The 22,111-nt window shown below is 64.8% G+C and carries 18 protein-coding genes and 1 riboswitch; of the genes, 16 read left to right on the top strand and 2 right to left on the bottom strand.

Annotated features, from left to right (window positions below):
* Positions 1-126 precede the first annotated feature (126 nt).
* The 5 genes from ACYCVF_RS28715 (at position 127) to ACYCVF_RS28695 (ending at position 7,664) form a co-directional block, all read left to right on the top strand.
* Complete coding sequence (locus ACYCVF_RS28715) at positions 127-384, top strand: hypothetical protein (protein WP_459595516.1); 258 nt, start codon at positions 127-129, stop codon at positions 382-384.
* A 94-nt stretch (positions 385-478) separates the two neighbouring features.
* Positions 479-692: riboswitch (cobalamin riboswitch) on the top strand.
* Between the two features lie 107 nt (positions 693-799).
* Positions 800-3,034 carry a TonB-dependent receptor gene (locus ACYCVF_RS28710; protein ID WP_459595517.1) on the top strand — a complete coding sequence of 745 codons (2,235 nt, stop codon included), beginning with the start codon at positions 800-802 and terminating at the stop codon, positions 3,032-3,034.
* A 74-nt stretch (positions 3,035-3,108) separates the two neighbouring features.
* Complete coding sequence (locus ACYCVF_RS28705; RefSeq protein ID WP_459595518.1) at positions 3,109-3,690, top strand: hypothetical protein; 582 nt, start codon at positions 3,109-3,111, stop codon at positions 3,688-3,690.
* A gap of 1,438 nt (positions 3,691-5,128) precedes the next feature.
* A complete protein-coding gene (gene ilvD, locus ACYCVF_RS28700) occupies positions 5,129-6,850 on the top strand; it encodes a dihydroxy-acid dehydratase (protein WP_459595519.1) in 1,722 nt (573 codons plus the stop codon).
* On the top strand, positions 6,837-7,664 hold the full coding sequence (locus ACYCVF_RS28695) for a tetratricopeptide repeat protein (RefSeq protein WP_459595520.1): 828 nt from the start codon (positions 6,837-6,839) through the stop codon (positions 7,662-7,664). The genes ilvD and ACYCVF_RS28695 overlap by 14 nt, the downstream gene beginning before the upstream one ends.
* Before the next feature lie 18 nt (positions 7,665-7,682).
* On the opposite strand, the gene xth is transcribed toward ACYCVF_RS28695, so the two are convergent.
* Positions 7,683-8,480, bottom strand: coding sequence for an exodeoxyribonuclease III (xth, locus tag ACYCVF_RS28690; protein WP_459595521.1), 798 nt, complete (start codon positions 8,478-8,480; stop codon positions 7,683-7,685).
* 133 nt (positions 8,481-8,613) lie between these two features.
* Between xth and ACYCVF_RS28685 the strand changes: the two genes are divergently transcribed.
* Positions 8,614-10,944: a hybrid sensor histidine kinase/response regulator gene (locus ACYCVF_RS28685; RefSeq protein WP_459595522.1), complete on the top strand. Its 2,331-nt coding sequence runs from the start codon at positions 8,614-8,616 to the stop codon at positions 10,942-10,944.
* An 8-nt stretch (positions 10,945-10,952) separates the two neighbouring features.
* Here ACYCVF_RS28685 and erpA read toward each other — a convergent pair whose 3' ends face one another.
* A complete protein-coding gene (gene erpA / locus ACYCVF_RS28680) occupies positions 10,953-11,282 on the bottom strand; it encodes an iron-sulfur cluster insertion protein ErpA (protein WP_212084647.1) in 330 nt (109 codons plus the stop codon).
* Between the two features lie 124 nt (positions 11,283-11,406).
* On the opposite strand from erpA, the gene ACYCVF_RS28675 reads away from it, so the two are divergent.
* The 10 genes from ACYCVF_RS28675 to serS all read left to right on the top strand — a co-directional run bounded on the left by ACYCVF_RS28675 (position 11,407) and on the right by serS (position 22,085).
* Complete coding sequence (locus ACYCVF_RS28675; protein WP_459595523.1) at positions 11,407-12,615, top strand: deoxyguanosinetriphosphate triphosphohydrolase; 1,209 nt, start codon at positions 11,407-11,409, stop codon at positions 12,613-12,615.
* A 9-nt stretch (positions 12,616-12,624) separates the two neighbouring features.
* The gene (gene argS, locus ACYCVF_RS28670; protein ID WP_459595524.1) at positions 12,625-14,415 is read left to right on the top strand and encodes an arginine--tRNA ligase; all 1,791 of its coding nucleotides are present in this window, start codon (positions 12,625-12,627) and stop codon (positions 14,413-14,415) included.
* A gap of 140 nt (positions 14,416-14,555) precedes the next feature.
* A complete protein-coding gene (locus ACYCVF_RS28665; RefSeq protein WP_459596443.1) occupies positions 14,556-16,130 on the top strand; it encodes an SPOR domain-containing protein in 1,575 nt (524 codons plus the stop codon).
* Between the two features lie 46 nt (positions 16,131-16,176).
* Entirely contained in the window at positions 16,177-17,205 is a 1,029-nt protein-coding gene (gene nagZ / locus ACYCVF_RS28660) for a beta-N-acetylhexosaminidase (RefSeq protein WP_459595525.1), read from the top strand.
* A complete protein-coding gene (locus ACYCVF_RS28655) occupies positions 17,202-18,041 on the top strand; it encodes a segregation and condensation protein A (protein ID WP_061028190.1) in 840 nt (279 codons plus the stop codon). The genes nagZ and ACYCVF_RS28655 overlap by 4 nt, the downstream gene beginning before the upstream one ends.
* Before the next feature lie 21 nt (positions 18,042-18,062).
* Complete coding sequence (gene scpB, locus ACYCVF_RS28650) at positions 18,063-18,827, top strand: SMC-Scp complex subunit ScpB (RefSeq protein WP_459595526.1); 765 nt, start codon at positions 18,063-18,065, stop codon at positions 18,825-18,827.
* Positions 18,828-18,991: 164 nt separating this feature from the next.
* Entirely contained in the window at positions 18,992-19,225 is a 234-nt protein-coding gene (locus tag ACYCVF_RS28645; RefSeq protein WP_018642198.1) for a twin-arginine translocase TatA/TatE family subunit, read from the top strand.
* 87 nt (positions 19,226-19,312) lie between these two features.
* Positions 19,313-19,807, top strand: a complete 495-nt coding sequence (gene tatB, locus ACYCVF_RS28640) for a Sec-independent protein translocase protein TatB (RefSeq protein WP_459595527.1) — start codon at positions 19,313-19,315, stop codon at positions 19,805-19,807.
* On the top strand, positions 19,804-20,616 hold the full coding sequence (gene tatC / locus ACYCVF_RS28635) for a twin-arginine translocase subunit TatC (RefSeq protein ID WP_459595528.1): 813 nt from the start codon (positions 19,804-19,806) through the stop codon (positions 20,614-20,616). The genes tatB and tatC overlap by 4 nt, the downstream gene beginning before the upstream one ends.
* A gap of 137 nt (positions 20,617-20,753) precedes the next feature.
* On the top strand, positions 20,754-22,085 hold the full coding sequence (gene serS / locus ACYCVF_RS28630; RefSeq protein WP_459595529.1) for a serine--tRNA ligase: 1,332 nt from the start codon (positions 20,754-20,756) through the stop codon (positions 22,083-22,085).
* Positions 22,086-22,111 lie beyond the last annotated feature (26 nt).

Genomic DNA, 22,111 nt, shown 5'->3' with positions numbered 1-22,111 from the left:
GTCTCGTGGGAACGGCGAGCAGCGCGCAGGCTTCCAGCGAACGTGGCGTCGACGGTGCGGAGGCACCGGAACGTTTCACATAGGATAGTCATTGGAAGCAGTGGGCAGGACGCGGAGTCCAATGGAATGGGTATGCTCGATCCCGGCCGGTTCCTGGTATCGTGCTCGCATTGCGATGCCTGGCCGATGGCCGCCAACGTGAAACGTTCAAGCTGGTCGGCATCCCCGCATGAGGTCCGTTTCGTCTGCACGCGCTGCCGGCGCGAAGAGACCGCGATCATCTCGGCTTCCGGCGAACTGACGCCGATCAAGCGCCTCGACGCTCCGCCTCGCGATGTCGCTGTCGCCTGGGCTCAGGCCCAACGCCTGCGGGGGCGAACGTAGGAGGCGCAGGGCATTGCTCGATTCGTTCTGGAGCCGGCCGATCGCGTCTGCGGCCAAGATGCCAGCGGTCGATTGACTCCCGGCTTGGACACCCCCTAGATTGGTCGCTGACGGTTCTCCTCACGGAGATCAAAAGGGAACGTGGTGCGAGATGTCCTGAGGTTGGGATCCTCTCAATGCCATGGCTGCCCCCGCAACTGTAAGCGGCGAATCTCTCGTCCTGTGCCACTGGGAATCTCGGTCCTGGGAAGGCGACGTAGAGGTGACGACCCGCGAGCCAGGAGACCTGCCGTCAGCCGTGGTCACACGCGAAGATGTCGGTCGGGGAGTACAGACATGAGCTTCACCGGGGCGTCGATCGCTCCGCCGTAGAGCCTCGTTCGCTGTGACGTGCCACTGACGTCATGCCGAGGTTATGATTGTGCCCCGTATTCTCACTCCCGCCAGGCGCTGCTGCGCCGGCATCGTTGCGGCCGTTTCCTTCTGTTCGCTGGATCATTCCATCGCCCACGCGCAGCAGGCCGTCGCCGAGCAGCTGCCGCCGGTCGAAGTGACCGGGTCCGACGATCAGAACCGTACCCGAGCGAGGGCGACCGGCGATGGCGAGACAGGGAGGCGCCTGGCGACGCCGAACCGGGTGCCGACAGGGACCGGCTCGTCCGGCTCTGGCAATCAGGTCGCCGCCAGCGATGGCGGCATCGTCGGCGCGGCCACGACCGTCATCACGGCCGCGGACATCGCGCATGCGCCCTCGCAGACGCTGGCCGAGATCATCGCGACGCGGGTACCGGGCGCCCAGATCACGACGTTCTATGGCGGCCAGATCGGTGCCAAGACCAGCGTCGACCTGCGCGGCTTCGGCGCATTCGCGACCGCCAACACGCTGGTGCTGGTCAACGGACGGCGGCTGAACGACATCGATATGGCTCAGGTGGACCTCTCCACCATCCCGCTCAATGCCATCGAGCGCATCGAGATCACGCGCGGCAATTCCGGTGCGGTGCTGTATGGTGACAATGCGGTCGGCGGCGTCATCAACATCGTCACCAAAAGCGGCGTCGGCGGCCCGCCCGTGACAGCGCGCATCGAGGCCGGTTTCGGCTCGTTCAATACCAGGTTCGGCAACGTCTCGGCCGCGCTCAATTCCGGTCAGTGGTCGACCTCGTTCTACGGCAATGCCGTCAGGACCGACGGCTACCGCGACAACAATCGCTATTTCCAGGAGAATGGCGTCGGCAATCTGAACTACACGACGCCGGGCCTGACCGCCTTCGTGACGGTCACCGGTGACAATCAGGAGCTGCGACTGCCGGGCGGCCGCACCGTCGATCCCTCGATCGGTCTCGACGAGCTAGCGACCAACCGGCGAGGGGCCAGCACGCCCTTCAACTACGCCAACCAGCAGGGCTTCAGCGCGACTGCGGGCTTCACGAAAACCCTTGTCAACGGCGTCGACCTCATCGTCGACGGGGGCCTGCGCGACAAGAAGCAGCAGAGCGCGTTCTTCTCCAGCCCGGCGCCGGTCCCGGCCTTCTTCACGTCGACCTATGTCGACGCTGACCTTACGACATGGTCGATCACGCCGCGGCTCAGCGTGAAGAGCCTGCTCTTCGGAATGCCCTCGCAATTGCTGACCGGCGTCGACTATTACGACGCGAGCTTTCAGCAGAACCGCGGCGCCGGCCAGGGTCTCGCTCCCTGGCACAATTACGATCTCAGGCAGCGGACGGTTGCTGGCTATGTCCAGCACACACTCGGCGTCGCGCCAACGACCGATGTCTCCTACGGCGCCCGGGTGCAGAACACCAATCTCTCGGCACGTGACAATTTCGACCCGGCGGCTCCGTTCAACGCCGACATCGGCGCGCTCCCGCTCAAGAGCAACGAGACGCAATATGCGCTGCACCTGGGTGCCGAGCATCGTCTCAATGACACCGTTGCGCTGTTCGGCAGGGCTGCACGCGCCTTCCGCACGCCTGATGTCGACGAACGGGTGTCGTCAGGCCCTTCATTCGACCCGTTCTTCAATCCGGTCCCGCAAACGTTCCAGCTCAAGACCCAGACTTCGCAGGACATCGAGGGCGGGCTGCGCATCAAGGGAGGCGGTCTTCAGCTGCAGAGCAGTCTCTATCTGATGGACCTCGCCGACGAGATCCATTTCAATCCGGTCTTTTTCTACAACACCAATCTCGATCCGACCCGCCGCTATGGCTCGGAGACCAGTGTCTCGTACCGCGTCAACGATGCTCTGCTCTTGCGGTCCGGCATGGCTTATACACGGGCCGTCTTCCGCGAAGGCGTGTGGGCCGGCAATGACGTGCCGCTGGTGTCGCGCTACACCGCGAGTGCGGGCGTCACCTGGAACATTTGGCAGCACTATGTGGTGCTCGACGCAACCGCGCGTTTCTGGAGCGAGCGTCGCATGGACAACGACCAGGCCGGGACCCAGAAACCGATTCCCGCCAACGGCACGATCGACCTCAAGCTCAGCGGCCAGTACGAGCGCTACTTCTGGTCGCTCAGTGTCAACAACGTGCTGAATGCGCTCTACTACGACTACGCGATCGCAAGCACCTTTACGGACGGTCGCTTCAGCGCCTATCCGCTGCCCGGTCGCAGCTATCTGCTCAAGGCCGGCGCCACATTCTGAAGCAACGCTCCGACCTCGACGGGGCTGTCACAGGCCCGCAAATGGACTACAATCAGACAAGAAGGAGATCACCCATGGCTCTCAACATCCTGCCGTCCAACGGCGACGGTTTCCGCCTCCAGCCGGTGGATCCGCGTCTCGCGCCGATGTTCGGCTTCGCGCTGTTGACGGTTTCATGTGCCCTCGCAAGTCTTGCGTTCGCCTGTGCGACGCCGTTCGCGGCCTTCGCCGTCGTCGCGGCTGCCATGCTGCCGCTGCGTCCGGCGCTGCTCGTCGTCACCGGCGCCTGGCTCGTGAACCAGACCATCGGTTTCGGCGCTCTGCACTATCCCACCGATGGCGGCAGCATCGCCTGGGGTTTCGTTATCGGCGCGGCTGCGCTGCTGGCGACCGCAGCGTCGTCGGCTGTGCTCCGCATGCTGCCGCAGGGCCGCACGCCGCTGATGCTGGCGCTCACGCTGGTCGCCGCCTATGCGGCCTATGAGCTCGCACTGTTCGCCGCGACGCCGTTCCTGGGCGGAGAGGCCGCCTTCACCGCAACGATCGTCACGCGCATCGGGCTGACCTGCGCGGTCTGGCTCGCCGGCCTCGTCGCCGTCTGCGAGGTCGTGCGCCTGTTCGATCCGTTCGGGCGCAAGCGAGTGATGTCGGCCTGAGCAGTCCTCTCGTAGCCCGGATGGAGCGCAGCGAAATCCGGGACACCCGTTCCGTAGCGCGACACCTCCCCGGATGACGCTTCCGCGCCGTCCGGTTTGCGTCGCCGCGCCTGTGTCGCTCTCTGTCAATCGGTCGACGCGAAAATATTCCGCTTTACCGAAATGCGGATTTGCCGTATTTGTCGCCCATCCCGGCTCATCCTTGAGGGGCGATCATGTGGTCGACATGATCGCGAGCCGGGCTTGCGGTGGACGCGGCAGCGTCGTGCACGAGAGGTGAAGGGCCGGGCGGATTGCTCTCCGTGAGCCCGAAACTGCGTGCGGACGAGCGGCGCTGTCAGGTTCGTCGTGCCAGCATTTCGGCGGCAAAGTGCACAACGCCGTCGAACCCTGTGGCGCCAACGAACCGCGCGTACGGCAAAACCGTGTGGTCCTGGCCGTCGTTGCTACGGTCAAGCCTTGGCGAATGCGGCAGTCGCGCCAACCGGCGCGGTGCCGGTGACTTTCGCCGGGGTGAGGGAGGCCAGAAGGAATTCGGCTCCCGGGAGAGCACGGCATAAGCCGTCCGACCATCGCGCAGGGAAGGCCGTGTGTTGGGCTTCACCTGTATGCTGCTGTGCGGTTCTTCCTGCGTGTGCATTTCGCGCAGCGGACCGCGGGTGCCGGCCGGCACCCGGCCTTCCCAGCGCCCTCTTGGCTCAAGAGGGTGAGCGACGAAGCAAAGCTCGGGCGAATTCAGCCGCGAGGACGTGAAGCCGTGTCTACGATTTGCGTGCGAGCTTCAAAACGAAGTTGGCTCGTCTTGCTCCGTCATTGCGAGCGTAGCGAAGCAGTCCAGAATCTTTCCACACCGACAGTCTTGATTGCTTCGTCGCAGGAGCTTCTCACAACGACGAGGAAAAGAGAGCGCGGGCCGAACTCCACTCGCGTGCCCCGTACGCAGCGCCACCTTGGCGGTGCGCCGCAGAGCCGGGCCGCGTCGCAGCGTCGCGTCCGCGTGGGCTTGGTCTCGGCTCTGCGCCGAAACACTCGCGCCTTGCAACCCGTCCGGGACGCGGGCGGCAGATTGGCAGCCAATGCCGAAGCCGACTCAGCCGCATGGCGAGTTGTTCTCGCTGCCCAGATGGGCGCACTTCGTCGCTCATAACATCCGGAGTTGTCCCGATGGCCTCCCAATGGAGGTATTGAAGTAGCCTCGTCCGTGTCTTCTGCGCCACGATTGTTGTGTCTCCGCAACAGTCGTGCCGGATTTAACCTTCCTCGCGGGCGGTTCGCATCGCCGCCGCTTTTTGGCCACACCCAAACATGAATAAAATCACTCTAATGTTCTAGAGGGCAGCGGCGGTCTTCGAAGGCGACGAGAAAATCCCAAGGTCGATTCAAATCTTGGCTCTGATTTTTCGGGTCTGAAAGGGTTAGCCGGGGGAAACTGGTTGCGATGGTCGCAAAGATTGACAAGCAGAAGCTGCCGAGCCGTCACGTGACGGAAGGCGCTGCGCGTGCGCCTCATCGTTCCTATTTCTATGCCATGGGTCTGACCACTGCTCAGATCCACCAGCCCTTCGTCGGCGTCGCCTCGTGCTGGAATGAAGCCGCTCCCTGCAACATCGCGCTGATGCGCCAGGCCCAGGCAGTGAAGAAGGGCGTCGCTTCGGCGGGCGGCACCCCTCGTGAATTCTGCACCATCACCGTCACCGACGGCATCGCCATGGGTCATGACGGCATGCGCTCATCGCTGCCGTCGCGGGAATGCATCGCCGACTCGGTCGAGCTGACCGTGCGCGGCCATGCCTATGACGCGCTGGTCGGCCTGGCCGGCTGCGACAAGTCGCTGCCGGGAATGATGATGGCGATGGTCCGCCTCAACGTCCCCTCGATCTTCATCTATGGCGGCTCGATCCTGCCGGGGAATTTCCGCGGGCAGCAGGTCACCGTACAGGACATGTTCGAGGCGGTCGGCAAGCACTCGGTCGGCGCGATGTCGGACGAAGACCTCGACGAGATCGAGCGCGTGGCGTGCCCCTCGGCAGGTGCCTGCGGCGCGCAGTTCACCGCCAACACCATGGCGACCGTCTCCGAGGCCATCGGCCTCGCGCTCCCGTACTCGGCCGGTGCCCCGGCACCCTACGAGATCCGTGATGCCTTCTGCATGACTGCGGGCGAAAAGGTAATGGACCTGATCGCGCAAAACATCCGGCCACGTGACATCGTTACCCGCAAGGCGCTGGAGAACGCGGCTGCCGTGGTCGCGGCGTCCGGCGGCTCGACCAATGCTGCGCTGCACCTACCAGCGATCGCGCATGAGGTCGGCATCAAATTCGACCTGTTCGACGTCGCCGAAATCTTCAAAAAGACACCATATGTCGCGGATTTGAAGCCGGGCGGCCGTTATGTCGCCAAAGACATGTTTGAAGTAGGTGGCATACCGCTTCTGATGAAGACGCTGCTCGACAACGGCTTCCTGCACGGTGATTGCCTTACCGTCACGGGCCGCACGATCGCCGAAAACCTCAAGAGCGTGAAGTGGAATCCGCACCAGGACGTGGTGCACCCGGCAGACAAACCCATCACCGTCACGGGCGGTGTGGTCGGTCTGAAGGGCAATTTGGCGCCAGAAGGTGCGATCGTGAAAGTCGCGGGAATGTCCAACCTCAGGTTCACCGGTCCGGCCAGGTGCTTCGACCGTGAGGAGGATGCTTTCGAGGCGGTCCAGAAGCGCACCTACCGCGAAGGCGAAGTCATCGTGATCCGCTACGAGGGCCCCAAGGGCGGCCCCGGCATGCGGGAAATGCTCCAGACCACAGCGGCGCTGACCGGCCAGGGCATGGGCGGCAAGATCGCGCTCATCACCGACGGACGCTTCTCCGGCGCCACCCGCGGCTTCTGCATCGGCCATGTCGGGCCGGAGGCCGCTATCGGCGGCCCGATCGGGCTGCTCGAGGACGGCGACATCATCGAGATCGACGCGGTCGCCGGTACCCTTAACGTAAAGTTGAGCGACGCCGAGCTCGCCCAGCGCAAAACCAAATGGAGCGCTCGCGCGACTAATCATACGTCGGGTGCGCTCTGGAAATATGCTCAACAGGTTGGACCAGCGGTCGGTGGGGCAGTAACCCATCCGGGCGGCGCGCACGAGAAACAGTGCTATGCGGACATCTAGGCGTGCCATGGTTGCGTTTGTGTTGGGGGCAGCTGCGCTGGCCGCGCCGGCGTTCGCCTTCGACGGCGCGCCGGTCAATCCGAAGGACGCGACCATCCCGGTCGTGACCACCTTGCCGGGCGCAGCTGGTGCGGTGCGCACCAAGGTTCCGCCGGCGGTCGCGACCCAGGAAGCTTCCCTCAGCGCCCTGCAATATGCTGCCGAGGGCGGTCATCCCATCGCACAATGGAAGCTCGGCCGCATGTACGCCAATGGCGACGGCGTGGCCCAGGACGATTTGCGTGCCTTCGAATATTTCAGCCGGATAGCCAACGCGCATGCCGAGGACAGCCCGTCGGCGCCGCAGGCGCAGATCGTGGCCAATGCCTTCGTCGCGCTCGGCCGTTATTATCTGAGCGGCATCCCGAATTCGAAGATCAAGTCGGACCCCGACCGGGCGCGGGAGATGTTCTCCTATGCCGCGTCCTATTTCGGCAACGCCGATGCGCAGTACGATCTCGCCCGGCTGTACCTGAAGACGCCGGACGCATCGCGCGAGGATTTCCGCTATGGCGCGCGCTGGCTCGGCCTCGCCGCGCAAAAGGGCCAGCACCAGGCCCAGGCATTGCTCGGCCAGATGCTGTTCAACGGCGACCGCCTGCCGCGGCAGGCCGCGCGTGGCCTGATGTGGTTGACCCTGGCGCGCGACAGCGCCGGCGCCGACGAGGTCTGGATCAAGGAAAGCTACAACCGTGCCTTCGCCAAGGCCTCGGACGACGACCGCGCCATGTGCCTGCAAATGCTGGAGCAGTGGGTGCAGGGCCGCCGGGAGTAGCCCCCGGAGGCGGCGGCTTCAAGCCGCCTCGAGATCGAGATCCGCCCATACTGGCACGTGGTCCGACGGCTTCTCCCAGCCACGCACGTAGCTGTCGATGCCGACATTGGCGAGCTGGTCGCTGGCCTGTGGCGAAAGCAGCAGATGGTCGATGCGCAGGCCCTGGTTCTTCTGCCAGGCTCCGGCCTGGTAGTCCCAGAACGTGTAGAGCCCGGGCTCGTCGGTGACGGCCCGCAGGGCGTCGGTCAGGCCGAGGCCGAGCAGGGATTGAAAGCTCTCGCGCGTCTCGGTCTTGAACAGTGCGTCCTCCGTCCAGGCGGCAGGATTGTGGACGTCGCGCGCGTGCGGGATGACGTTGAAGTCGCCTGCGAGGATCAGCGGGACCTCCTCCTTGAGACGCTCCTTCGAATAGTCAAGAAGCCGCGACATCCATTTGAGCTTGTAGGGATATTTGTCCGTGCCGACCGGATTGCCGTTGGGCAGGTAGAGACAGGCAATGCGCAGCACCCCGCGCTTGAGCGTCACCACGCCTTCGAGGAAGCGGGCATGCGCATCCTCGTCGTCACCGGCGAGCCCGGACTTGGTCTCGTCGAACCGGAATTTGGAGAGCAGGGCAACGCCGTTGAACGTCTTCTGCCCATGCGTCATCACGTTGTACCCGAGCGCCTCGATCTCCAGCCGCGGAAAGGCCTCATCGACGCATTTGATCTCCTGGAGGCAGACGATGTCGGGCTGGCACTCTCTCAGCCAGGTCAGGAGGAGATCGATCCGCTGCCGGACCGAGTTCACGTTCCAGGTGGCTACTCTGATGGGCATCGGGGAGGGCTCCAGGCGAGGCCACCCTTAGAACAAAATGCAAACGTGCCCGTCAAGGCGACCGCAAAATCTCCCACAAAATTAACCCGGTCTAAGCAGGCGGCGGGCAATTGATCGTCAAAAGGTTCCTCGGATGGGATGGCCGGACAAATCCATGAAGCGAACTGAGTCGCGCGACGGGCTGATCGGCGCGTTCCTGTACTGGCTCGGCGGCTTCGAGATCGAGGACGGCCTGATCGCCGATCTCAGCGATCGCGAGATCCGCCGCATCCGCGCCAAGCAAATCGACGCGGTGACGCGGCTGATCCCGGTGACGATGGCCGTCACCATGCTCAACGTCGCCATCGTCCTGATCCTGTTCTGGGGCAGGGGCTGGAACGACTTCCTCGCGATCTGGGGCCTGACGCTCGCCGGGACCGCTTCCCTCGCGGTGCGTTCGTGGCGGCGGTCGCATCGACATCCGCCGGAGGAAGCCTCGAGCCGCGCCGCGCTGCAGATGCTGCGGCAGGCGTTCTTCCTCGCTGCGACCTGGGGCATGCTGCCGCTCGCGCTGTTCAGCCGGGTCGAGCCGACCAGCCAGCTCATCCTGGCCTGCCTCATGGTCGGCATGATGTCGGGCGGTGCCTTCACGCTATCGACCTTCCCGCGCGCCGGGCTCGTCTATCTCGCCACCATGACGACCGCCTGCGCCAGCGCGCTGCTCTTGTGCGGCGCCGGGCCGTATCTGGTGACCTCGGTGTTCCTGCTGCTGTTCGCATTCTTCATGGCGCGCAACATCGTCTCGCAAGGCAATCTGTTCCTCGGCAATCTCAAGGCCCAGCTCGAGCTGGAGCGCCAGACCGAGATCATCTCGCTGCTGCTGAAGGACTTTCAGGAGAACGCCAGCGATTGGCTGTGGCAGACCGATGCCGAAGGCCATCTGGTCGACGTGCCCGAGCGCTTTGCTGCGGTCGCGCAGCTGCCGCTTCCGCTGCTCAAGGGATCGCATTTTGCCGACGTGCTCGACATGCTCTGTCCCGAGGACAAGAGCGCGGCCTACAACGTCGTCGGCCTGATGGAGCAGGCCGAGCCGCTGCACGAGATGAATCTCAAGGTCGTCGCCGGCGGCGAGGCGCGGCTGTGGTCGCTGACGGCGAAGCCTGCCTACGATCGCGAAGGCCATTTCCTCGGCTATCGCGGCTTCGGGCGCGATGTCACCGAGCGCTGGCGCGCGGAAAAGGCCGAGGCGGAGAGCCGTGCCAAGTCGGACTTCCTGGCGGTGATGAGCCACGAGATCCGGACCCCCATGAACGGCGTGCTCGGGCTCGCCAGCATGCTGCTCGAAACCAAGCTTGATCCGGAGCAACGCGAAGCCGTCACCACGATCCGCGAGTCCGGCGACAATCTCCAGCGAATCCTCAACGACATTCTCGACCTGTCAAAGCTCGAGGCCGGGCGCTTTACCTTCGAGGCGATCGACTTCGCCCCGCAGGCACTGGTCGAGGCTGTCGCGACGGTTGTCCGCGCAGGCGCCAAGAGCAAGGGGCTCACGGTCAAGGTCGATCTCGATCCGACCCTGCCACCGACCTTGCGCGGCGACGTCGCGCGCATCCGCCAGGTGCTGCTCAACCTTGCGTCCAATGCGGTGAAGTTCACCGACGAAGGCGAGGTGACGATATCAGCCACTTGCCAGGCACGCCGCGACCTGCTCGCGACCGTCGAGTGGAAGGTGACCGACAGCGGCATCGGCATCGCCCCGGAAAAGCTCGGCCAGCTCTTCAGCGACTTCGCCCAGGCCGATGCCTCGATCAGCCGCCGCTTCGGCGGCACTGGCCTCGGCCTTGCGATCTCCCGGCGCATCATCGAGCAGATGGGCGGCACGATCGGCGTCGTCTCGACGCCGGGCGAGGGCTCGACCTTCCGCTTCACGCTGGTGCTGCCCTGGAGCCAGGCGCAGGCGTCCGATCAGGCGGCCGGGCGCGATGAGGCAGAGGAGCTGAAAGCCCGCATCGCCGGGCGCGATCGGCCGCTGAAGGTGCTGGTCGCAGAGGACGATGCCGTCAACCGTATGGTCGTAAGCAAGATGCTGGGGGCTTTCGAAGTCGAGCTGCGCGTCGTCACCGACGGCGTCGAGGCCGTCGCGGCCGCCTTGGAAGGGGATTACGATGTCGTGCTGATGGACGTGCGCATGCCCGACATGGACGGCCTTGCCGCGACCCGCGCGATGCGGGCGCAAGGCGGGCGCTTCGAAGCCTTGCCGATCGTTGCGCTGACCGCCAACGCCTTCCCCGAGGACGTCAGGATCTGCCGCGAAGCGGGCATGTCGGATTTCCTGGCCAAGCCGCTGCGCAAGCCGGCGCTCGTCGCGGCCTTGCTGCGCGCGCTGGACGGCCGCCTGGCGTCGGAGGGCGCGCCGCTTCAGCCGGAGTTGATGCCGGCAGACGTGGAGTGGACGGACGAGGAGAGGCAGATCACCGGGGCCTAGCCGGCGGATCAGATCGAGAAGCTGGTCCCGCAGCCACAGGACGCCGTCGCGTTGGGATTGTTGACGCGGAACGAGGCGCCGATCAGATCGTCGACGAAATCGACCTGGGATCCTTCCAGGAACGGCTGCGAGGCGGAATCGACCAGCACCACCGCATTGTCCTGCTCTATCACGAGATCGTCGTCGGTACGGGCGCGGTCGATGTCGAACTTGTACTGAAAGCCGGAGCAGCCGCCGCCCTCGACGGAGATGCGCAGCATCGCGCCAGAGCCTTCGCCCTTGAGGATCTCCCCAATCCGGCGTGCGGCCCGGTCACTGATGGTCACTGCAGTCGTCATCGCTGGTCTCCGATAGTCCCCGCGGTCATATCAAGTTCATTTGCCCAATTCATTTGGTATCCCGCGCCCGACATAGTTAAGTGCGAGGATCCGTAGAATCAAATGGATAGGGACTAAATTCGCCGTGTCCGTCGGAATGGCAGCTTCCCGCGCGCCCTATGCCTGCGACCCCGGTCGCAGCCGTGGCCGGCTGGTCGCCGAACCCCCGAGCCGGACCCGCAGCCCGTTCCGGCGGGATTGCGACCGGGTGATCCATTCCACCGCGTTCCGCCGCCTGAAGTACAAGACCCAGGTGTTCGTATTCCATGAGGGCGATCATTACCGCACCCGGCTGACCCACTCGCTGGAGGTGGCGCAGATCGCCCGCGCGCTGGCCCGGCAGCTCGGGCTGGACGAGGACCTCACGGAAACCTTGGCGCTTGCGCACGATCTCGGTCATCCGCCGTTCGGGCATGCCGGCGAGCGGGCGCTGGATGCCTGCCTGAAGGAATTCGGTGGTTTCGATCACAACGCCCAGACACTTCGCGTCGTCGCCTCGCTCGAGCATCGCTATCCCGAGTTCGACGGGCTCAACCTGACTTGGGAATCGCTGGAGGGCATAGTCAAGCACAACGGTCCGCTGACCGACCGCAGCGGCGCGCCGGTCGGTCGCTATCGTGAGCAAGGCGTGCCCATCGGCATCGCCGACTACATCAAGACCTACGACCTCGAATTGTGGAGTTTCGCCTCACTGGAGGCGCAGATCGCGGCGATTGCCGACGACATCGCCTATGATGCCCATGACATCGACGACGGCCTGCGCGCCGGCCTGTTCCACCTCGACGATCTCAAGGTGATGCCGCTGACAGCGGAGATCATCGCCGAGACCTCGGCGCATTATCCCGATCTAGAAGATGTCCGGCGCGGCGCCGAGCTGGTGCGCGAGCTGATCTCGCACCTGATCGGCGCGGTGTTCGCCGAGGCGCAGAAGAACCTGGCGGCGCTCAAACCGCAATCGGCCCAGGACGTGCGCCAGCAGAGCCGGGCACTGATCGCGTTCCCGGCCGAAGTCGCGGAAGAAGAGGCGGCCATCAAGACCTTCCTGTACCGGCACATGTACCGTCACGAGCGGGTGATGCGGGTGATGGGAAGGGCGGAGCAGATCCTGTTCGACCTGTTCGCAAAATACCTGAAATCCCCCGGTGAACTGCCGCCGGAATGGCTGCTGGGGGCGGAGGCGGACGATGCGGGCGACCGGGCTCGCCGGATCGGCAATTTCATTGCCGGAATGACGGATCGGTTCGCCCTGACCGAGCACCAGCGGCTCTTTGACTCGACCCCGGATTTGCGTTAGGCGGCGGCCATGCCCGACGCATCTTCATCCCTGCATCTGTTCGCCGACGTGCTCGCGCGCGTGCACGCTGCCTGCCGCGCGCTCGCGGCGGAAGCCAAGTGGCCGGAGGGCATCGATTTCTCCCGCGTGGTGGTCGAACCGCCGCGCGATGCCTCCCACGGCGATATGGCGACCAACGCTGCCATGGTGCTGGCGAAAGAGGCAAAGGCAAAGCCCCGCGATCTCGCCGAGCAGATTGCCGAACGGCTGCGCATGGATGCGCTGATCGCCAAGGTCGACGTCGCCGGTCCCGGCTTCATCAACCTGACGCTGAAGCCGTCCGCCTGGGCCGAGGCGTTGCGGACCGTGCTGCGCGAGGGCGCCGATTACGGCCGCATCCGAGGCGGCTCCAAGGTCAATGTCGAATACGTCTCGGCCAATCCGACCGGACCGATGCATGTCGGCCATTGCCGCGGTGCCGTGTTCGGCGATGCGCTGGCGAGCCTGCTCCAGTTCGCCGGTCAGGACGTCACGCGCGAATATTACATCAACGATGCCGGCGCCCAGGTCGACGTGCTCGCGCGCTCAGCCTTCCTGAGATATCGCGAGGCGCTCGGCGAGGACATCGGTGCGATCCCGGAAGGGCTCTATCCCGGCGACTACCTCAAGCCGGTCGGGCAGGCACTGGCGAAGGAGCACGGCGACAAGCTCCTCGCGATGAGCGAGGCGGAATGGCTGCCGCCGGTGCGCGCCAAGGCCATCGCGATGATGATGGACGAGATCAAGGACGATCTCGCCGCCCTCAACATCCGCCATGACGTTTTCTTCTCCGAGCGCTCGCTGATCGAGACCGGCAACAACAGGGTTGCCGAAACGATCGATTTCCTGAAGGCCAAGGGCGACATCTACGAAGGCCGCCTGCCGCCGCCGAAGGGCGCGCCGGTCGAGGACTGGGAAGACCGCGAGCAGCTGCTGTTCAAGGCGACTGCCTACGGCGACGACGTCGATCGTCCCCTGATCAAGTCGGACAATTCCTACACCTACTTCGCCTCCGACATCGCCTATCACAAGAACAAGTTCGACCGTGGCTTCGCCGAGATGATCGACGTCTGGGGTGCCGACCACGGCGGCTACATCAAGCGGATGCAGGCGGCGGTGAAGGCGACCACGTCCGGCAAGGGATCGCTGGACGTCAAGATCGTCCAGCTCGTGAAGTTGCTGCGCAACGGCGAGCCGGTAAAAATGTCGAAGCGGAGCGGGGACTTCGTCACGCTGCGTGAGGTGGTGGATGAAGTCGGCCAGGATGCCGTCCGCTTCATGATGCTGTACCGCAAGAACGATGCGGTCCTCGACTTCGATCTCGCCAAGGTCATGGAACAGTCGCGCGACAACCCGGTGTTCTACGTCCAGTACGGCCACGCCCGCGGCCACTCGATCTTCCGCAACGCGCGGGCCGAGGTGTTCCCGGAGCTGCCAGCAAATATCGCCGAGCGCATTGCCTGGCTGAGTGAGTCGCCCGTGGAACGGCTGTCGGACCCGGTCGAGCTTGAACTTCTCAAGCGCCTCGCAATATATCCGCGCATGCTCGAGGCTGCCGCCGTGGCACACGAGCCGCACCGAATCGCCTTTTATCTCTATGAGTTAGCGAGCGAATTTCACGCACTTTGGACGAAGGGGCGCGATTTGCCCTATTTACGCTTCATTATCAATAATGATGCAGATCTTACAAAGGCGCGACTGGCCATGGTCCAGGGCGTCGTCTCGGTTCTGGCATCGGGCCTCGCCATCCTCGGCGTCCATGCCCCGGACGAGATGCGGTAGTTTGGGGCGAACTACCTAAGGAGAATTCGGGGGTAACCGGCAGAAGCCGGATCGCTTAGACTTGGTTCAAAGCCTTGTGGGTCGAAGGCCGTGCCTTGGTCGAGGGGCGCGCGGCTTTCCCGAAGGGACGCATCATCACGATGGCCGAACGATATCAGAACAGACCGTTTCCCCCCGATGACTATGGTCGCGGTGGCGATCACCAGCATGGGAAGGCGGACAACGATCCCTTGGCCGAACTCGCCCGCCTGATCGGACAGACCGATCCGTTTGCAGCGCAGTCGCGGTCGGCTGCGCGCTCGCCGGCAGCACCCGCCCAGAGCTATCATGACGACGATTATCGCCAGGCCGATGATCGACAGGTCGATGATCAACAGGATTATGCCGAGCAGGCTCCGACGCCGCCCGGGCCGCCCTCATGGATGCGGCGCGCCAACGTGCAGCCGGTACCCGCGCCGGAGCCGGACTATCCCGTCTCCGTGAGCCCGGTTCATCCGTTGCATCGCTATTCGGCCAAGCCTGCCGTGCCCGAGCCTGATGTCCATCAGCCGCAGGCTTACCAGGATCACTCTTATCAAGATCAGGCCTATCAAGATCAGGCTCATCAAGGTCAGGGCTACAAGGAGCAGGCCTATCAGGAGCCGTACGCGCAGCCCGATCCGTCGCGCTACGACGATGCGCTCTACGGCCGGCTGGAGACAGGCGAGCAGGACTATCAGCGCGATCCGGCCTACCCGGACGACCCTTACGCGTTCCAAAGCGACTACCCCGAGGCCGAACTCGACGAGCCGAAGAAGCAGCGCGGCGGCATGATGACGGTCGCGGCGATCCTGGCGCTGGCCGTGGTCGGCACCGGCGCGGCCTTCGCCTACAAGACCTATATCAGCTCGCCCCGCAGCGGCGAGCCGCCGATCATCAAGGCCGACAACACGCCGACCAAGATCGTGCCGGCGCCGACGGACTCCTCGGCCAAGGTGCCGGATCGCATGGTCAGCGGTGACGGCACTGAAAAGATCGTGCCGCGCGAGGAGGCGCCAGTCGACGTCAACGCCAAGGCGGGCGGCCCGCGCGTCGTGTTCCCGCCGCTGAACCAGAATGCCAATCCGCCGTCGGTGGCCAGCGTGTCGCCGTCGACGGTGCTGCCGCCGAGCGCGGCTCCGGGCGGGAGCAACGGTACGCTGCCGAACAATTCGCCGCGTCCAATCAGGACGGTGGCTGTGAAGGGCGATCAGGCCGACGGCACCGTGCCGCAATCGGCCGCTGCCAAGCCGATGGCTGAGATGGCGCCGAAGCCTGTTGTCGCACCCGCGGCACCGGCCGTGCCCCGCAATCCGCCGACCTCCGCAAATGCCAGCGTCAACCAGCCGCTTTCGCTCGCGCCGCAATCGGGACCAACCGCCGAGCCTCCGCAGCGGATGGCCGCCACCCACCCGGCGCAGATCGCGCCAAGCAGCGGGGGCGGCTATATCGTGCAGGTCTCCTCGCAGCAGAGTGAGGATAGCGCCGCCGCGTCCTATCGGGTGCTTCAGAGCAAGTACGGTAGCGTGCTCGGCTCCCGTTCGCCGGTGATCAAGCGGGTTGATCTGACCGACAAGGGCAAGGGGATCGTCTATCGCGCCTTCGCGGGTCCTTACGCTTCGGCCGAGGAGGCGACGCAGGCTTGCAACAGCCTGAAGTCGGCAGGCCTGTCCGCCTGCTTCGTCCAGAGGAATTAACGGCCCTTTCCTTGACCCCCTCGCGGGGCAGGGTTAATCGGCCGTCATGAGCACGCGGGCCTTCATTACCGGCGTATCCGGAACGGAACTGACCGCCGCCGAGCGGGAGTTCATCCGTGCCGAGCGCCCATGGGGCTTCATCCTCTTCAAGCGCAATGTCGCGACACCCGCCCAAGTCACTGCATTGGTTTCGGAATTGCGGGCGGCATCGGGTGCTGCCGACGCGCCTGTCCTGATCGATCAGGAGGGCGGACGGGTGCAACGGCTGGGACCGCCGCACTGGCCGGTCTATCCGCCGGGGGCCGTATTCGGGAATTTGTACGACACTGATTCGGCACTTGGGCTCACCGCGGCGCGCCTGAGCGCCCGTCTGATCGCCGCCGATCTTGCCGAACTCGGCATTACCGTGGATTGCCTGCCCCTGGCCGACGTGCCGGTGCCGGGCGCCGATGCCGTGATCGGAAATCGGGCCTACGGCACTGAGCCGCGCAAGGTCGCGGCGATTGCCCGGGCGGTCACCGAAGGGCTGGAGCAGGGCGGCGTGCTGCCGGTTCTCAAGCACATTCCCGGTCATGGCCGCGCCACCGCCGACACCCATTTCAGGCTGCCGACGGTCGATACGTCCAGGGACGAACTCGAACGCACTGATTTCGCTGCGTTCAAGCCGCTCTCGGACCTCCCGATGGCCATGACTGCACATGTTGTGTTTAGCGCGGTCGACCCCGCCCATCCGGCGACGACATCTGCGACAATGATTGCTGACGTGATTCGCGGCGTAATCGGGTTCCAGGGTTTGTTGATGAGTGATGACGTGTCGATGAACGCGCTGTCAGGGAATATCGCGGAGCGGACCCGCGCCATCTTCGCGGCCGGCTGCGACGTGGCTCTGCATTGCAACGGCGACATCGAGGAGATGCGCGAGGTCGCCGGCCAGACACCTGAACTGACCGGCAAGGCGCTGGAGCGGGCGAGAGCTGCGCTCGCCGCACGCAAGCTGCCGCAGCCGTTCGACCGCGTGGTCGCACGCGCCGAACTTGACGCATTGATCGCACGGGCAAACACGGCATCGGCATGACCGCAGAAATCCTATCGTTTGAGACCGGGCGGCCCGCAGAGCTCGCCGAGGGTGAGCCGGCATTGGTCGTCGACGTCGAGGGTTATGAGGGCCCGCTCGACCTGTTGCTCGCGCTGGCGCGGCAACAGAAGGTGGATCTGTCCAAGATTTCGATCCTGGCGCTTGCGGACCAGTACCTCCACTTCATCGAAGCCGCGCGAAAGATTCGGCTGGAGCTTGCCGCCGACTATCTCGTCATGGCGGCCTGGCTCGCCTTCCTGAAGTCGCGCCTGCTGCTGCCGGAGCCGCCGAGTGCGGAAGGCCCGAGCGCGGAGCAGATGGCAACGGCGCTGGCCAACCGCCTGCGCCGGCTGGAAGCCATCCGCGAAGCCGCCAACCGGCTGATGAACAGGCCGCAATTGCAGCGCGACATCTTCCCGCGCGGCGAGCCCGAGCAGATCGCCGAGATCAAGCATCCGAAATACACGGCGACGCTGTACGACCTGCTCACCGCCTATGCCGCCCAGCGCCAGTCGCGCGTGCTGGCGAGCGTGCACCTGGCCAAGCGCACGGTGTGGTCGCTTGCAGAAGCGCGCGCCACGCTGGAGCGGCTGGTCGGCAGCCTGAATGAACAGGACGACTGGGGCGTGCTGGACGACTTCCTGATCCGCCACGTTGCCGATCCGACCCAGCGGGCAACGGTGTTCGCATCGAGCTTTGCCGCAGCGCTCGAATTGGTGCGCGAAGGTCAGCTCGAACTGAATCAGAAAGAGGCGTTTGCGCCGATCTATTTCCGGAAGGGGCGCCCAAAGCCGGTCCCGGACGCAGCTCCTGCGCCTGATGCGCCGGTCGCTTAAGTGCAAGAAGGAGAATCTGCCATGGCAAGCCTGGCTGAAGTGCGGGTAGAAGAGGCCGAGCCGATGGAGAACGAATCCCAGGCGCGTCCCGAGGAATTGCGGCTGCTGGAAGCGCTGCTGTTTGCTTCGAGTGAACCGCTGGACACCGCGACGCTGGCCAAGCGCATGCCCGAGGGCGTCGACGTCAAGGCAGCGCTCGAGCAATTGCAGGCCGACTATTCCGCACGCGGCGTCAACCTCGTCCGCGTCGCCAACAAATGGACGTTCCGCACGGCCGGCGATCTCGCCTGGCTGATGACGCGTGAGAGCACCGAGACCCGCCGCCTGTCGCGCGCCGCGATCGAGGTGCTGGCGATCATCGCCTATCACCAGCCTGTGACGCGTGCCGAGATCGAGGAAATCCGCGGTGTCGTCACCTCAAAGGGTACGCTCGACGTGCTGCTGGAGACCGGCTGGATCAAGCCGCGCGGACGGCGCAAGACGCCCGGCCGTCCCTTGACCTTCGGAACCACGGAGGAATTCCTGTCGCAATTCACGCTGGAGCAGCTCGGCGACCTGCCGGGTCTGGAAGAGCTGAAGGGCACGGGCCTGCTGGATTCGCGTCTGCCGACCGGATTTAGCGTGCCGACGCCGTCCGATGATCCGACACTGCGCGAGGACGAGGATCCGCTGGAACCGGGCGAGGACCTCGATCTTGCGCTGGCGCCTGCGGTCGAGCCCGAGACGCCTGAAGGCGACAATGAGGGCGGCGGCGAAACCGGCAGTGAAGGCGGCTCCGAGGTGTGACGCCCCGCCGGTTCCGCGCCCTGCGACCGGTTAACACTAGCAAGATTGCGTAGCGCCGACAGCGAATTGGCGCCGCCTTGGTCCTTGTTTTTGAGACCTGCCAAGCCTAGGTTTCGGTGAAGATCGGCCGGGTCCCCGGCCATGCGCGTTTGGAGGGTTGCAGGATGGGTTCACTCAGCATTTGGCACTGGATCTTGGTGATCGCAGTGGTCCTGCTGCTGTTCGGCCGCGGCAAGATATCGGATCTGATGGGCGACGTGGCGCAGGGCATCAAGGCATTCAAGAAGGGCATGCAGGACGACGACAAGCCCGCAGAGAAGCCCGAGCCGGCCAAGTCGATCGAGCACAATGCTGCGCCGACCGCAGCACGGTCCGACGTCGGCAGCAAGGCCGTCTGAGCCAGAGAGCACGCGAGACACGGGTAGCGGCCCCGATCCTGCGCGCAAGGATTGGGCCGGCTCCGGCTGGCGTGAACGGAAGACCTCATGTTCGACATCGGGTGGAGTGAACTGGTCCTCGTCGGGGTTGTGGCCCTGATCGCCATCGGCCCGAAAGAGCTGCCGGGCGTGTTGCGTATGGTCGGGCAGTGGATGGCCAAGGCCCGCAAGATGGCCGCCGAATTCCAGGGCCAGTTCCAGGAAGCGATGCGCGAGGCCGAGATGGCCGACCTGAAGAAGAGCTTCGACGAGGTCAAGGAAGCCGCCACGGGGTTCAATCCGCTGACTTCGCTTCAGAAGGACGTCAGCGACGCGCTTCGCGTCGACGCGCTCGACAAGCCGGCCGAGACGTCGGCTGCCACTGCTGTCGAACCGCCTGTTTCCCCGACTACTCCGGAAGCGCCAACGCCGGCGACCTTTGTGGAAGCCGAGGCGCATGCGGCCGCGAGCGAGCCGCTCGCGATCACCCGTGAAGTCGAGCAGGCCGCCGTCGCGCAGGACACCGCGCCATCCGAAGCGATCAAGGACGCCAAAGCGTCATGACCGACGTCGATATCGAGGCCAGCAAAGCCCCGCTGATGGATCATCTGATCGAGCTGCGCTCGCGGCTGATCAAGGCGTTGCTCGGCTTCGGCGTGGCTTTCATCTTCTGCTTCTTCTTTGCGAAGCAAATCTACAACGTGCTGGTCTGGCCGTTCGTGTGGATCGCGGGTCCCGAGAATTCGAAGTTCATCTACACGGCGCTGCTGGAATATTTCATCACCCAGCTCAAGCTCGCGCTGTTCGGCGCCGGCTTCATCTCGTTCCCGATCGTTGCGACGCAGATCTACAAGTTCGTCGCGCCCGGGCTCTACAAGCACGAGAAGCAGGCCTTCCTGCCGTATCTGGTCGCGACCCCGTTCTTCTTCGTGCTCGGCGCCGCGCTGGTCTATTTCGTGGTGCTGCCGATGCTGGTGCGCTTCTCGCTCGGCATGCAGCAGGCCGGCGGCGACGAGACCGCTCAGATTCAGCTCCTGCCCAAGGTCGGCGAATATCTGTCGCTGATGATGTCGCTGATCTTCGCCTTCGGCATCGCCTTCCAGCTTCCGGTGATCCTGACGCTGCTCGGTCGCATCGGCATCGTCAGTTCGAAAATGCTGCGCGAGAAGCGGCGCTACTTCATCGTGATGGCCTTCGTCATCGCGGCTGTGCTGACACCTCCCGACGTGCTCAGCCAGTGCTCCCTCGCGTTTCCCCTGATGGCGCTTTACGAGGGCTCGATCATCGCGGTCGCGGTGGTGGAGAGAAAGGCGGCAGCCTCGCAGGCCGCCACCGGCACCGACGTGTCCACGCCAGCCAATCCAGCAGAGTAGGGCGCTTTCGCTCTATCATGGCGCCGTTCAGCCCATGATTCGTCATGCCCGGGCTTGACCCGGGCATCGACGACTTGATCTAAGGCGGCAGACACGTGGATGACCGGGATAAACCCGGCCATGACCGGAAGACAGCCATGCACGACATCAAATCGATCCGCGACAATCCGCAAGCCTTCGACGCCGGCCTCGCACGGCGCGGTTTGAAGCCGATGTCGGCCTCGCTGCTGGCGATCGACGAGAAACGACGCGCAGCGATCCTCGCCTCCGAGCAGGCGCAGGCGCGGCGCAATGCGGCCTCGAAGGAGATCGGCGATGCCAAGAGGGCCAAGGACGAGGCGCGCGCCGCCAAGCTGATGGCCGAGGTCGCCGAGCTCAAGACCACGATGCCGGACCTCGAAGCCGCCGCGAAAGCTGCCGACGAGGAGCTGACGAGAGAGCTGTCGGCGATCCCGAACATTCCGTTCGACGAAGTGCCCGACGGCGTCGACGAGCACGGCAACGTCCAGCACCACGTGTTCGGCAACAAGCGCAATTACAGCTTTGCGCCGAAGCTGCATGACGATCTCGGCACTGCGCTCGGCTACATGGATTTCGAGGCGGCGGCAAAGCTCTCCGGCGCACGCTTCGTCGTGCTGAAGAAGGGGCTGGCGAGGCTCGAGCGCGCGATCGGCCAGTTCATGCTCGACCTGCACACCACCGGGCACGGCTACACCGAGATCAATCCGCCGCTGCTGGTGCGCAACGAGGTGATGTTCGGCACCGGGCAGTTACCGAAATTCGAGGACGACCAGTTCTGGGCGATCAAGGGCGAGCTGCTGGCGGCGCCCGACCATGAGCGGCTCAAGACCGAGCGCCTCGGCCTGATCCCCACCGCCGAGGTGTCGCTCACCAATCTTGCGCGCGAGTCCATCCTGGACGAGAAGCAATTGCCGATGCGCCTCACCGCGCTGACGCCGTGCTTCCGTGCCGAGGCGGGCGCCGCTGGGCGCGACACCCGCGGCATGATCCGCCAGCATCAATTCACCAAGGTCGAGCTGGTCTCGATCACGACGCCTGAGACGAGCAAGGATGAGCTGGAGCGGATGCTGTCCTGCGCCGAGCAGGTGCTGCAGAAGCTCGACCTCCACTACCGCGTGATGACGCTGTGCGCAGGGGACATGGGCTTCTCGTCGCAGAAGACATATGACATCGAGGTTTGGATGCCAGGGCAGGGCGATGGCGGCATGTTCCGCGAGATTTCGAGCTGCTCGGTTTGCGGCGACTTCCAGGCGCGGCGCATGGATGCGCGCTCGCGCGGCCCGGACGGCAAGCCCCGTTTCGTGCACACGCTGAACGGCTCCGGCACCGCGGTCGGCCGCGCACTGATCGCGGTGATGGAAACCTATCAGCAGGAGGACGGCTCCATCGCAGTCCCCGACGTGCTCCAGCCCTATATGGGCGGGTTGAAGGTGATTGCGCGCGAGTAGGGTTGCGAAGACCGGGCGGCCGGCTA

The organism is Bradyrhizobium cedriense (assembly GCF_054602315.1).
Note: the sequence above shows the minus strand (reverse complement) of the source record. Positions and strands in the feature narration are given on the sequence as shown.

Bases quoted from the DNA above. Each gene is read 5' to 3' on its own strand.
- ACYCVF_RS28715 (WP_459595516.1), top strand. From the start codon at position 127: ATGGGTATGCTCGATCCCGGCCGGTTCCTGGTATCGTGCTCGCATTGC.
- ACYCVF_RS28710 (WP_459595517.1), top strand. From the start codon at position 800: ATGATTGTGCCCCGTATTCTCACTCCCGCCAGGCGCTGCTGCGCCGGC.
- ACYCVF_RS28705 (WP_459595518.1), top strand. From the start codon at position 3,109: ATGGCTCTCAACATCCTGCCGTCCAACGGCGACGGTTTCCGCCTCCAG.
- ilvD (WP_459595519.1), top strand. From the start codon at position 5,129: ATGGTCGCAAAGATTGACAAGCAGAAGCTGCCGAGCCGTCACGTGACG.
- ACYCVF_RS28695 (WP_459595520.1), top strand. From the start codon at position 6,837: ATGCGGACATCTAGGCGTGCCATGGTTGCGTTTGTGTTGGGGGCAGCT.
- xth (WP_459595521.1), bottom strand. From the start codon at position 8,480: ATGCCCATCAGAGTAGCCACCTGGAACGTGAACTCGGTCCGGCAGCGG.
- ACYCVF_RS28685 (WP_459595522.1), top strand. From the start codon at position 8,614: ATGGGATGGCCGGACAAATCCATGAAGCGAACTGAGTCGCGCGACGGG.
- erpA (WP_212084647.1), bottom strand. From the start codon at position 11,282: ATGACGACTGCAGTGACCATCAGTGACCGGGCCGCACGCCGGATTGGG.
- argS (WP_459595524.1), top strand. From the start codon at position 12,625: ATGCCCGACGCATCTTCATCCCTGCATCTGTTCGCCGACGTGCTCGCG.
- ACYCVF_RS28665 (WP_459596443.1), top strand. From the start codon at position 14,556: ATGGCCGAACGATATCAGAACAGACCGTTTCCCCCCGATGACTATGGT.
- nagZ (WP_459595525.1), top strand. From the start codon at position 16,177: ATGAGCACGCGGGCCTTCATTACCGGCGTATCCGGAACGGAACTGACC.
- ACYCVF_RS28655 (WP_061028190.1), top strand. From the start codon at position 17,202: ATGACCGCAGAAATCCTATCGTTTGAGACCGGGCGGCCCGCAGAGCTC.
- scpB (WP_459595526.1), top strand. From the start codon at position 18,063: ATGGCAAGCCTGGCTGAAGTGCGGGTAGAAGAGGCCGAGCCGATGGAG.
- ACYCVF_RS28645 (WP_018642198.1), top strand. From the start codon at position 18,992: ATGGGTTCACTCAGCATTTGGCACTGGATCTTGGTGATCGCAGTGGTC.
- tatB (WP_459595527.1), top strand. From the start codon at position 19,313: ATGTTCGACATCGGGTGGAGTGAACTGGTCCTCGTCGGGGTTGTGGCC.
- tatC (WP_459595528.1), top strand. From the start codon at position 19,804: ATGACCGACGTCGATATCGAGGCCAGCAAAGCCCCGCTGATGGATCAT.
- serS (WP_459595529.1), top strand. From the start codon at position 20,754: ATGCACGACATCAAATCGATCCGCGACAATCCGCAAGCCTTCGACGCC.